We start from the raw sequence: 11,167 nt of genomic DNA on the forward strand, positions 1-11,167 counted from the left end.
CCGCCCCCGCTCACCCGACCTGGTGCAGCCAGGTGACCGGGGCGCCGTCGCCCGCGTGCCGGTACGGCTCGAGCGCCTCGTCCCAGGCCGCGGCGAGGAGTTCGTCGAGCTTGTGCGCGAGGGTTTCGCCGCCGCGGGTCATGCTGACGAGCGCGCGCAGCTGGTCCTCGCCCACGACGATGTCGCCGTTGGCGCTGGTGCGGCCGTGCCAGAGCCCGAGTCCGGGCGCGAAGCAGAACCGCTCGCCGTCGACGCCCGCGCTGGGTTCCTCGGTGATTTCGAAGCGCACCATCGGCCACGCCTTGAGCGCGCCGGCGAGTTTGCCCGCGGTTCCTGCGGGCGCGCTCCAGCTGCATTCGGCCCGGAGCTGTCCCGGACTGGCCGGCTGGGCCGTCCACTTCAGCTCGACACGGGCACCAAGGGTGCCCGAAATCGCCCACTCGACGTGCGGACATACCGCAGACGGCGACGAGTGGACGTACACCACGCCTCGGGTGCTGCCACGGGTGCTCACTGCTGACCTCCGCTTGTTCGACGAGGGACGTCTTCCCCTACGACCTCTCGAACCCTGCGCAGGTTGCGTAGCCTCCACGGCAGTTCCCGACCTGTGTAGCACATTCTGCACCCCAACCGTGCCGTTTGGCCACATGAACACCACAAGTCGCAGCGGACGACCCATTGTGGTGAGCCACGCCGACGCGAGGGCGCGAAGCACGGTTCCGGCGGCCCGGCACGCTAGCGTGGTGCACCGGAAACGCTGCGGATTCGACAGGAGAATTTCGGTGCGACTGGTCCGTCTCGGGCAGCAGCCCTCGCGCGTCGCGGAAGACGTGCGGGCCGCACTGGCCTCCCTCGGCCGGGGGAGCACGGTGATCGGCGGCGTAGCGCTCGTCGGCGCCCGCCCGACCGGAGACCGTCCGGTCGAGGCGGTCGTGGTGCTGCCCGCGGGCGTGCTCGTCGTGATCGGCGTCGACCTGCCCGACCCGGCCCTGCGCCTCGAAGCCCCGCTGAGCGGCCCGTGGAAAGCGGACGGCTGGCCCCTGGTCCACGGCGACGACGTCAACCCCGCCACCGAAGCTCTCGACCTGTCCCAGGAATGCGAACGCCGCATCGCGGAACTAGGAGGAGGCCCAGTCGGCACGATCGTGGCGGTCGGCCCGTATGTGGAGACGGTCGACCAGCCCCCCGGCGACCTCGCGGGCCCGGTCCGCGTCCTGCACCCGACGCCGACAACCATGCTGGCAGCAACGGTCTCCCTCGCCACGGCCCGGCATCCGCGATCGGTGGACCAGGCCCGCGCGCTGATCGCGGCGCTGGCTCCGGACGCGCCGGAGCTTTCGGACGAGGTCCTGCGAGGGGAAGGGTTCGTCCGGTTCGCGGACGACGTTCCGGTTCCTCCTGGGCCCCGGTCTCCCGGGGGTTCGGCTGGTTCTGGTGCTGCGGCTGCCGGGGTGGCTGGCGCTGGTTCGGCTGGTTCTGCCGCTGCCGGAGTGGCTGGCGGTGCTTCGGCTGGTTCGGCTGCTGCCGCGAGCGCAGTCAACACTGGCCCGGCGAGCAATGGCACTGCCGCCGCGAACCCCGGTTCCGTGGTCGGAACGGGGGTCTCCGCTGGGACTGCGGCCGCAGGGGTCGGAGCTGCTGCGGCCACCGCGGCGACATCCGGCTCTGCTGGAGCCGCCGCCAAGCCCGATCCTGCTGGGGCCGTCGCCGGTTCCGGCTCGCCAGGCCCGGGAAACTCCGCTCGGGCCGATGCTGTCGGGTCCGGCGCAACCCCATCCAGTGCCGCGGGATCGAACACCGCCGCTCCCGGCACAACACCTTCCGGTGCCGCCGGATCGAACGCTCTCGCTCCCGGTACCGCTCCATCCACCGCGAAGGCCGTCCCCGGCGGCGCTGCGGGGCCGCAAACTCCAGCCGGTGCCGGTGATGTCCGAGGGCTTCCCGTCTTCCCCGGTGCCGCCACGCCGGGATCCGCTGGCACCGCGACGCCGACGGCTGCTGCTTCCCCCAGCACCCCTTCCGCCGCACCGAAGTCCGCCACTCCCCCGGTGCCGAGGCCGAAGATCATCGCGGTGCGGCCGCCTCGGCCGGAGATTCCGTCGATCGAACTGGAGTCGCTTTCCGAAGCGCCTACCGAGTCCGCGGACCCGCCCGAGGCTCCGACCGAGAAGATGCCGTCCCCGGCGAAGCCGCAGCCTGCCGGACGCCCGCGCGGAGCCGTTCCGCCAGCCGTGCCGAGCAGTCCGCCCCAACCCCCGCGACCGGCTCCGGCCGCAACGGCGTCCGCCAGCCCCGGTACCGGATCGAAGGCAGTCAGTCCCGGAACCGGAACAACCGCCGCGGCAGGACCTGCGCCTGGGGCAACCGGAGCGGGAGCAGGTGCGCCCTCCGCTGCCGGACCCGGGACCGGAACACGCGCGACCGCCACGCCAGGAACCGGCACCGGGACAGCCGCGGCAGGAGCTGCGGCAACCGCCATGGCCGGACCCGGCGCCGGGGCAAGCTCAGCCGCAACCGCCACGCCAGGAACCGGCACTGGGGCAACCGGAGCGGGAGCGGCGGCAACCCCCGTTGGAAACCGTGCCGGGGCGGCCGGGGCAGGAGCAGCGACAACCCCCGCGGGAACCGGGGCCGGGGCAGGAGCAGCGACATCCCCCGCGGGAACCGGTGCCGGAGCAGCCGGAGCCGGGCCGAATTCCCCGGCTGGGCCGAACTCCCCTGCCGGGCCTGGGAAACCGGGCTCCCGGACCGTCAAGTGGGTGCCGATCGCGGCGATCGTCTTGCTGGTCGCCCTGGTGGTATCGGCGATCGTCGTGGCGACCAGCGGCGGTGACGACACCGCCGCCGCGCCCGTCAGCAGTGCACCGCCGAGCAGTGTTCCGAGTCCGGTGCCTAGCAGTGTCCAGTCGAGCGCCCCGCCGGCCCCGACTCTCACCTTCGAACCCCGTGCGAGCAGCGCTGACCAGAAGTGCGCCTCGCACGCGTTCGGGGACGTCCAGGCGAGCCTCCAGCAAACCAGCTGCTCCGCGGTCCGCCGGGCGAGCTACACGGCACTCGTGGACGGGCGGCCGGCCGCGGTGACCGTCGCGGTGGTCGAGTTTTCCGATGCCGGGCAGGCCGATCATCTCAAGCAGATCGCCGACAACCCTGGCGGCGGCGGGATCCTGGACGTCGCCACGGAAACCGGCAAGTGGCCTTCGGGGCCGCCGCAGTTCGACGGTGCCGCCTACGCCAGCAAGATCGACGGGAAGGGCGTCCGGATCGTGCAGGCGGTCTGGCAGCCCGGACCGTCCACTCCGGACGATCCCGGTCTTGCCCGCGCGGCGAAAGGCGCGCTCGACTTGCAGCTGCCGTCCTGAGGGAACGCCTCAGCGGCCGACCGCGTTCAGTTCACCACTTCTGGCCCTGAGGGAGCGGCTCAGCAATCGCCCGCCGCCGCGGCACCCGGCGAACGACTCAGCAATCGACCGCCACGGCGGCACCGCGCGAACGACTCACCAACCGATCTCCGCCGCAGCACCGAGCTAACAGCTCACCAACCGACCGCCACCACAGCACCGAGCGAACAACTCACCAACCAACCGCCACCACACCACCGCGCGAACAACTCACCAACCAACCGCCACCACACCACCGAGCCAACAACTCACCAACCAACCGCCACCACACCACCGAGCCAACAGTTCACCAACCGCCCGCCACGGCAGCACCGCGCGAACAACTCACCAACCGCCCGCCACCACAGCACCGCGCGAACGGCTCACTGCCACCCGTTCTCCAGCAGGTCGAACGCCACGTCGACAACCCGCGGCGGGTCGTCCGAACGGTCGGCCAGCGAGGCCGTCTCCAGTGCGAAATGAGCCAGCACCGCGCACCGCGGGTCGTCCTCCGGTGCACCGGTTTCCGCGGCGATCACGCGGCTCAGCGTGTGCTCGTGTCCCATCCACATCTTGTGCCAGTACTCGGAAAGCGCGGGCGTCTCCCGCACCAGCCGCAGCAGTGGTTCGGCTTCCGCGCGGATGCCGGAGGTCGCCCGCACGTGGATGTGCGCGCGGAGCGCCTCCAGCACCGACGTGCCCTCCGGCCGGTCGCGCACAGCCGAGACCAGCGCCTCGTCCACCTCGGGCTCCCGGTCGAACACGAGAGCTTCCTTCGTCGGGAAGTGCTTCATCAGCGTGGTGGTGGACACGTCGGCGGCGTCGGCGATCTCACGCACGGTCACCTGGTCGTAGCCCCGCTCCAGGAACATCCGCAGGGCAGCGTCGGCCAGCGCCTGGCGGGTCGCCGCCTTTTTGCGTTCACGCCGGCCGGGAACGGGGGCACTGGTCATGCCCCGACGCTACCGGACCGCACCGACATTCAGAGCCCGTAAGCCTCCAGCAGCCGCAGCCACACCTCGCTGATCGTCGGGAACGCGGGGACCGCGTGCCACAACCGGTCCAGCGGCACCTCGCCGACGACCGCGATGGTCGCCGAGTGCAGCAGTTCCGCCACGTCCTGCCCGACGAACGTGACACCCAGCACGACACCGCGTTCGGTGTCGACGACCATGCGCGCTTTGCCCTGGTACCCGTCGGCGTGCAAGGACGAACCGGCGACCGCGATGTCGATGTCCACCACTCGGTCGGCAGATCCGTCGCGCGCCTCGGTCAGGCCGACTGACGTCACTTCCGGGTCGGTGAACACCACTTGCGGCACCGCGTGATGATCGGCGGTCGCGCTGTAGCGGCTCCACGGTTCGGTCGAGATCTCCTCGCCGCGGGCGCGGGCGGCGACCGAGTCCCCGACGACGCGAGCGGCGTATTTTCCCTGGTGGGTCAGCAAAGCGCGGCCGGTGACGTCGCCCGCGCCGTACAGCCAGCCACCCTCCACAGCGGACGCTCGGCCGCTTTCGTCCACCTGGAGCGGGCCGTCGGTGGGCAGACCGAGGACGTCCAGCCCGATTGTGCTGGTCGCGGGCGCGCGGCCGGTGGCGACCAGGAGTTCGTCCACGACGATCTCCCCGCCGTCGGAGAGCTTCAGCCGGGTTCCACCGTCCACACTGGACACTTCGCTCAGGCCCGAATTCGCGTGCACGCGGACGCCCGCCTCGCGCAATCCGTCCAGGACCAGGTCTCCGGCGAACTCCGGCAGCCGGGGCAGCGGGCGCTCGCCGGTGATCACGAGGTCGACCTGCGCGCCGAGCCGGGCCCACGCCTGCGCCATCTCGACGCCGACCACGCCGCCGCCGAGCACGCCGAGCCGTCCGGGCACCTCGGTCGCCGACGTCGCTTCCCGCGAACCCCACGGCTTGATGGTGTCCAGACCCGGAATCCGCGGCGTGCGCGGGACGCTGCCGGTGCACACGATCACCGCGTGCCGGGCGGCGAAAACACGGCCGTCGTCAAGCGTGACCTCGCGTTCGCCGCTGATCCGGCCGTACCCGCGCACCGGTTCGATACCCGCGCCGCGCGCCCATTCGACCTGGCCGGAGTCGTCGCCCTTGCCGGTGAACCAGTCGCGGCGGGCGAGCACCTTGCCCGCGTCGAGCGCGTCGCCGATCGGCACCCCGGGCATCCGCTTGGCCGCGGCGAGCAGGTTTCCCGGGCGCAGCAACGCCTTGCTCGGGATGCACGCCCAGTACGAACACTCCCCGCCGAACCGTTCGTGTTCGACCAGGGCCACCTTCAGCCCGCCCTTGGCGGCCCGTTCGGCGGCCACTTCCCCGACCGGACCCGCCCCGATGACCACCACGTCGAAAGTCTCTGCTGCCATTGCCCCAGCGCACACCACCGCGCAGGTTCGCGCAAGCCTGCCGGTATTCTCGTACGAGAGCTGCAAGAAACCGGCGGCACCGCGAAATCCGGGTCGTCGCCGTGCCGGTTGCACGCACGACCACGATCGAGCACGGGAGGCTCCCATGGCGAGGAACACTGCTGTCCGCACTCAGGACGACCTGACCGGAGGACGCGCGGCCGAGACCGTCGCGTTCGCGCTGGACGGCATCGAGTACGACATCGACCTCGGCGCCCGCAACGCGGCCGCGCTCCGGCGGTTGCTGGAGCGGTACGCCAAGGCAGGCCGCCGGACGGGCGGGCGGAAGCTGCGTCCGCGGCTCGTCGCCGGGGCGAAGAAGGCCGAGGCGAAGCCGGCAGCGGAGAAGGCCGCCGCGGCGGGCAAGGGCGGGAAAGCCGTTGCTGGCAAGAAGACCGCTGCCGCCGCTACCGCGAAGACCGCGGCGAAGACTGCCCGAACGGGTGGCGCGACCGGGACTGCGCGCAAGACCGCCGCGACCAAGCCGACGAAGACCACCGCGAAGTCGACGAGCGCCGCGGCGACCAAGTCCGCGCCCAAGTCGGCGAAGACCGCCGCGGTCAAGGCTCCCGCCGCGACGACGGCGAAGACCGCGACGGCCAAGGCATCTGTCAAGACTTCGGCTGCCAAGGCACCCGCAGCTGCGAAGACCGCGACCGCCAAAGCACCGGCACCCGCGAAGACCGCCACCGCCAAGGTCTCCGCACCCGCGAAGACCGCCCCGGCGAAGACCGCCGCTCCGGCAACGGCCAAGCCGCGCCGCCGTGCGGCCAGCGCGGTGCCGCAGGTGCTGTTCTCCTCCTCTGCAACCTGATCCGTCCGTGAGGGGAACCCTCAGGGAATCAGATTCCCTCAGGGTTCCCCTCACGCACTTTCAGCCAGGGCAAGGCGATTACGAACGCTGGCGTCCCTCGGCGTGCCAGTCCGGGTATTCGTAGCGGCTCCACAGCAATGCCCGCTGCCGCTCCAACTCACCCGCCGTCGGTTCGCGCGGCGGGAGCGGGCCAAGCAGTCCCGCCGCGGCCGCGCGGACGGTGTCTTCCACTTCCGCCAGCGGCAGCCGCACCCCGTGGTCGAGCAGCGACGCGACCTTGCTCCTGTGCGAATCCAGCGGCTTCGGGTCCGGCGGCGGGCCGGTCAGGTAAGCGCCGACACGGGCGGCGTCGGTGTCGACCAGCAGCGTCGAATGCGCCAGCAGCACGTCTTTGGTCCGGAACACCGCGAACCCGCACAGTTTCGCGTCGCCGACGAAGATCCCGCGGTCGCCGATCCTGGCCGGCAGACCGAGTTTCTCCACCGCGGCAGACATCACCAAGCCGAGCATTTCCAGCGGACGCGGCGCGGGGCCGGGCAGCACGAGCGTCACGTTGAGATTGCCCGGGTCGTGGAACACCGTGCCGCCGCCGCTGGCCCGCCGCAGCACGGGAACGCCGTCCCGGGCGCATTCGTCCACGCGGACTTCGCGGGCGATTCGCTGGCCGCGGCCGACGACGACGCACACCGGGTTGCGCCACAGCCACACGACCGGCGCGGTCGGCCCCTCGCGCAGCAGCGCCTCGTCGAACGCCAGGTTGAGCACTGGGTCGGTGAATTCGGCTCGGACTTCCGACCCGCTCGGCATAGCGTTCCTCCACGATCTGCTGGACCCCGGGATCGTAGAACAGGCTCAGGAAGCGGCCGGTCCGAGCAGGTCCCAACGGTTGCCCGCGACGTCGCGGAACACGACGACCTGGCCGTACGGCTCGGTCCGCGGTTCGCCGAGAAACTCGACCCCGGCGTCCCGCATCCGCGCATAACTGGCCGCGAAGTCGTCTACCCGCAGGAAAAACCCGACGCGACCGGCGTGCTGGTCGCCGACCGCGCGGGACTGCCGGTCGCCGTCGGCCTGAGCGAGCAGGATGCCGGTTTCGCCGCCGGGCGGGCGGACGACCACCCACCGCTTGGGGCGGCCGTCGTTGGTGAGCGACGGCGAGTCCTCGACCAGGTCGAAGCCGAGCGCGCGGGTGAAGAAGGCGATCGCCTCGTCGTAGTCGTCGACGATGATCGCGGTCAGGTGCAGGAAGGCCATGCCGCTAAGGCTGCCAGTGCGGCACCCCGAGCAGGATCATCCGGAGCCGTTTTTCCGCCGCGGCCAACGTGCGCTCGTCCGCGGCGGTGTCGCCGGGACGGATTTCCAGCAGCTCGGCGACCGTGCCGAGCATCGCGGTGACGATGAGGTCGGCGAGCAGGTGCAGGTCCTCGGTGGGCCAGGTGCGCAGCGGATCGAAGCGCGCCAGGTCCAGGGCGAGGTCGCTGGAGAACATCCGCATCTCGACCGCGATCGCCCGGGACACCGCGCCGGCGCCGGCGTAACGCTCGCGCGTGACGAACCGGAAGTGGTCCTCGTGCTCGCGGACGTGCCGGTGCAGCGTGTGCACCGAAGCCCGGATCATCCCGCCGTAGCCGCTCTGCTCGGTGCGCGCGCCGCGGAGCAGGCCGCGCAGCGTGCGCGTGGTCTCCTCGACCAGCGCGACGCCCAACTCCTCCATCGACGAGAAATGCCGGTAGAACGCCGTCGGCACGATGCCCGCGCCCTTCGCGACCTCGCGCAGCGAAAGGCTGGCGAAACTCCGGTCGGCGAGCAGGTCGAGCGCCGCGTCGAGCAGCGCCTGACGGGTGCGCTGTTTGCGCTCCTGCCGGCTCACCGGGCCGGCCGGCTCCTCGGCTGCGGACACGTCGAGCAGCGTACTGGCGATCGCCGCATGGCCCACGTCACATCACCTCGCTTCCGCGTTGACAGGCCCCGGGGCCTTGCCCCCACACTAGTCAGTGTACGACTGTGCACTCAACTTCTGGAGGGGTGATGACCGCACTGCTCCCGCGCCGCGTGCGCGGACTCGTCTCGCTCGCCGAGGCGCTGCTCACCCCGCACGGCGCGGACCGGTACCTCGAACTGGTCGACCCGATGCTGGTGCGGCGCGAGATCCGCGGCCGCGTCACCGCCGTGCGGCATCAGACGCCGGACACCGTCACCTTCACGGTGCGCCCGAGCCGGGCGTGGCAGGGCTTCCGCGCCGGCCAGTACGTGCGGATGCAGGTGGAGATCGACGGCGTGCGCCGGACCCGCTGCTACTCGCCGTGCGGCGCGCAGGGCACGGGCGACCTGGAGTTCACCGTGAAAGCCGACCCGAAGGGCCTGGTGTCGCGGCATCTGCAGGACACCGCCGTCGGCGCGGTGGTCGGCCTTTCTCCGGCGGACGGCGAGTTCACTCTGCCGTCGCCGCGGCCGGACCGGATCGTGCTGATGAGCGGCGGCAGCGGGATCACGCCGGTGCTCGCGATGGCCCGGACGCTCGTCGCCGAGGGACACCCCGGCGAGATCGTGTTCCTGCACTACTCGAACACCCCCGCGGACGCGCTCTACCGGGCGGAACTGGCCGAACTCGCCGCCCGGCACCCGGCGTTCCGCGTGGTCCACGCGCACACCCACGCCCGCAGCGGCGGCGCCCTGCACGGCCTGTTCTCCGTCAAGCACCTGGAGAAGGCCGCGCCGTGGTTCCGCGAGGCCGAGACGTTCCTCTGCGGCCCGGCTCCGCTGATGGCCGCCGCGCGCGAACTCTTCGAAAACGAAGGGTTGAGTGCACGACTGCACACCGAAGAGTTCACGGCAGCGCCGTTGACCTTCGCCGCGGAGGCCGCCGAAGGCCGGGTGCGCTTCGCCCGCAGCGGCCGGGAGTGCGACAACTCCGGCAAGCCGCTGCTCGAACAGGCCGAGGACGCGGGCCTGACGCCGGAGCACGGGTGCCGGATGGGCATCTGCTTCTCCTGCACGCAGCTCAAAACCGCCGGCCGCGTCCGCAACGCCCGCACCGGCGAGGTCTCCGGCGAGGAAAACGAAGAAATCCAGCTCTGCGTCAGCGTCCCCGTCGGGGACGTCGAAATCGACGCCTGACCACCGGAGGAAGCATCATGACCGGTCTGCAGGACCGCCTGACCCCCGAACAGGTCGAGGAATTCGGCCGGGAGCTCGACGCGCTGCGCCAGCGGATCGTCGACGACCTCGGCGAGGAAGACCTCGAGTACATCCGCAAGATCATCAAAACCCAGCGCGCGCTGGAGGTGACCGGCCGCGGCCTGTTGTTCGCCGGTTTCCTGCCGCCCGCGTGGCTGGCCGGCGTCGCGGCGCTGTCCGCGGCGAAGATCCTGGACAACATGGAGATCGGCCACAACGTGATGCACGGCCAGTACGACTGGACGCGCATCCCGGAGCTGAGCTCGCAGCGCTTCGAATGGGACACCGTCGCGCCGGCGGAGAACTGGCGGCATTCGCACAACTACATCCACCACACGTACACGAACATCGTCGACAAGGACCGCGACGTCGGCTACGGAATCCTCCGGATGGACCCGGCGCAGAAGTGGCATCCGTACTACCTGGGCAACCCGGTGTACGCGACGCTGCTCGCGCTGCTGTTCCAGTGGGGCGTGATGCTGCACGACCTGGAGGTCGAGCGGGTCGTGAAGGGCGAGCGGACGTGGGCGGAGAACGTGCCGGTGCTGCGCCGGATCGTCCGCAAGGCCTCGCGCCAGATCGGCAAGGACTACGTCCTGTTCCCGCTGCTCACCGGACCGCTGGCGCCGCTGACGCTGCTGGGCAACGCGAGCGCCAACCTGGTCCGCAACCTGTGGGCGTTCTCGATCATCTTCTGCGGCCACTTCCCGGCGGACGTCGAGAGCTTCACCGAGGAGGAAACGGAGAACGAATCGCGCGGCCAGTGGTACCTGCGCCAGATCCTGGGCTCCGCGAACATCACCGGCGGCCCGCTGTTCCACATCCTGTCGGGGAACCTGTCGCACCAGATCGAACACCACCTGTTCCCGGACCTGCCCGCCCGCCGCTACCCGCAGATCGCGGGCGAGGTGCGGGAAATCTGCGAACGCTACGGCCTGCCCTACAACACCGGCCCCCTGCGCAAGCAGCTGTGGTCGGTAGCGAAGAAGATCGCGCGGCTGGCCCTCCCCGGAAAACCGGCGGCGCCCGCTACCGTGGACCCGGAACGGCAACTCCGAGCAGCCTGAGGAAGCCCATGGTCGGCCCATTCGAAAGTGGCAAGGACACCGTGCAGGAGCTGACGGAGTCCGCAGCCACCCACATCGGCAACATCGCCACGATCATCACGGGAGCAGTCCGCGACATAGCCCGCGAAACCGGCGACTGGTTCACGGACATGATCGAAATGCGCGAAGCAGCCCAACGCGCAAAAGAAGACGACCCCCGCCTGAACCAGCCCCCCAACACAGACTGACGCCAGAAGTACGTGAGGGGAACCCCGAGGAACTCTGATTCCCTCAGGGTTCCCCTCACGCCCCGCTCGCCCCGCGCTCGCCGAGATGC

Annotated in this window: 11 protein-coding genes; 5 read left to right on the forward strand and 6 right to left on the reverse strand. The window is 71.0% G+C overall.

Annotated features, from left to right (window positions below; all coding sequences use genetic code 11):
- Positions 1–10: 10 nt before the first annotated feature.
- A complete protein-coding gene (locus WA670_RS44390; RefSeq protein ID WP_093576929.1) occupies positions 11–514 on the reverse strand; it encodes a DUF3145 domain-containing protein in 504 nt (167 codons plus the stop codon).
- A 2,245-nt stretch (positions 515–2,759) separates the two neighbouring features.
- On the opposite strand from WA670_RS44390, the gene WA670_RS45280 reads away from it, so the two are divergent.
- Positions 2,760–3,359 carry a hypothetical protein gene (locus WA670_RS45280; RefSeq protein ID WP_199818193.1) on the forward strand — a complete coding sequence of 200 codons (600 nt, stop codon included), beginning with the start codon at positions 2,760–2,762 and terminating at the stop codon, positions 3,357–3,359.
- Between the two features lie 401 nt (positions 3,360–3,760).
- Here WA670_RS45280 and WA670_RS44400 read toward each other — a convergent pair whose 3' ends face one another.
- A complete protein-coding gene (locus tag WA670_RS44400) occupies positions 3,761–4,330 on the reverse strand; it encodes a TetR/AcrR family transcriptional regulator (RefSeq protein WP_336162193.1) in 570 nt (189 codons plus the stop codon).
- A 29-nt stretch (positions 4,331–4,359) separates the two neighbouring features.
- Positions 4,360–5,754: a dihydrolipoyl dehydrogenase family protein gene (locus WA670_RS44405; RefSeq protein WP_167754385.1), complete on the reverse strand. Its 1,395-nt coding sequence runs from the start codon at positions 5,752–5,754 to the stop codon at positions 4,360–4,362.
- A gap of 145 nt (positions 5,755–5,899) precedes the next feature.
- On the opposite strand from WA670_RS44405, the gene WA670_RS44410 reads away from it, so the two are divergent.
- The gene (locus WA670_RS44410) at positions 5,900–6,607 is read left to right on the forward strand and encodes an Lsr2 dimerization domain-containing protein (protein WP_336162196.1); all 708 of its coding nucleotides are present in this window, start codon (positions 5,900–5,902) and stop codon (positions 6,605–6,607) included.
- A gap of 78 nt (positions 6,608–6,685) precedes the next feature.
- On the opposite strand, the gene WA670_RS44415 is transcribed toward WA670_RS44410, so the two are convergent.
- From WA670_RS44415 to WA670_RS44425, 3 genes are read right to left on the reverse strand one after another with little or no spacing between them, the layout of a single operon-like run.
- A complete protein-coding gene (locus WA670_RS44415; protein WP_037820464.1) occupies positions 6,686–7,414 on the reverse strand; it encodes a lipoate--protein ligase family protein in 729 nt (242 codons plus the stop codon).
- A 45-nt stretch (positions 7,415–7,459) separates the two neighbouring features.
- Positions 7,460–7,861, reverse strand: coding sequence for a VOC family protein (locus WA670_RS44420; RefSeq protein ID WP_037820462.1), 402 nt, complete (start codon positions 7,859–7,861; stop codon positions 7,460–7,462).
- A gap of 4 nt (positions 7,862–7,865) precedes the next feature.
- Positions 7,866–8,543 carry a TetR family transcriptional regulator gene (locus WA670_RS44425; protein ID WP_037820460.1) on the reverse strand — a complete coding sequence of 226 codons (678 nt, stop codon included), beginning with the start codon at positions 8,541–8,543 and terminating at the stop codon, positions 7,866–7,868.
- Positions 8,544–8,635: 92 nt separating this feature from the next.
- On the opposite strand from WA670_RS44425, the gene WA670_RS44430 reads away from it, so the two are divergent.
- Genes WA670_RS44430 through WA670_RS44440 form a run of 3 tightly spaced genes read left to right on the forward strand, consistent with a single transcriptional unit; the run spans position 8,636 to position 11,078 of the window.
- Entirely contained in the window at positions 8,636–9,724 is a 1,089-nt protein-coding gene (locus WA670_RS44430; RefSeq protein WP_037820459.1) for a ferredoxin reductase, read from the forward strand.
- A 17-nt stretch (positions 9,725–9,741) separates the two neighbouring features.
- Complete coding sequence (locus WA670_RS44435; RefSeq protein ID WP_037820458.1) at positions 9,742–10,851, forward strand: fatty acid desaturase family protein; 1,110 nt, start codon at positions 9,742–9,744, stop codon at positions 10,849–10,851.
- Positions 10,852–10,859: 8 nt separating this feature from the next.
- Positions 10,860–11,078: a hypothetical protein gene (locus tag WA670_RS44440; protein WP_037820457.1), complete on the forward strand. Its 219-nt coding sequence runs from the start codon at positions 10,860–10,862 to the stop codon at positions 11,076–11,078.
- The last annotated feature ends 89 nt before the right edge of the window (positions 11,079–11,167 follow it).

Origin of the sequence: Amycolatopsis sp. VC5-11 (assembly GCF_037034185.1) — a bacterium.
Taxonomy (GTDB): Bacteria; Actinomycetota; Actinomycetes; order Mycobacteriales; family Pseudonocardiaceae; genus Amycolatopsis; species Amycolatopsis nivea.

Bases quoted from the DNA above. Each gene is read 5' to 3' on its own strand.
- WA670_RS44400 (WP_336162193.1), bottom strand. From the start codon at position 4,330: ATGACCAGTGCCCCCGTTCCCGGCCGGCGTGAACGCAAAAAGGCGGCG.
- WA670_RS44410 (WP_336162196.1), top strand. From the start codon at position 5,900: ATGGCGAGGAACACTGCTGTCCGCACTCAGGACGACCTGACCGGAGGA.
- WA670_RS44405 (WP_167754385.1), bottom strand. From the start codon at position 5,754: ATGGCAGCAGAGACTTTCGACGTGGTGGTCATCGGGGCGGGTCCGGTC.
- WA670_RS44435 (WP_037820458.1), top strand. From the start codon at position 9,742: ATGACCGGTCTGCAGGACCGCCTGACCCCCGAACAGGTCGAGGAATTC.
- WA670_RS44430 (WP_037820459.1), top strand. From the start codon at position 8,636: ATGACCGCACTGCTCCCGCGCCGCGTGCGCGGACTCGTCTCGCTCGCC.
- WA670_RS44415 (WP_037820464.1), bottom strand. From the start codon at position 7,414: ATGCCGAGCGGGTCGGAAGTCCGAGCCGAATTCACCGACCCAGTGCTC.
- WA670_RS44440 (WP_037820457.1), top strand. From the start codon at position 10,860: ATGGTCGGCCCATTCGAAAGTGGCAAGGACACCGTGCAGGAGCTGACG.
- WA670_RS44420 (WP_037820462.1), bottom strand. From the start codon at position 7,861: ATGGCCTTCCTGCACCTGACCGCGATCATCGTCGACGACTACGACGAG.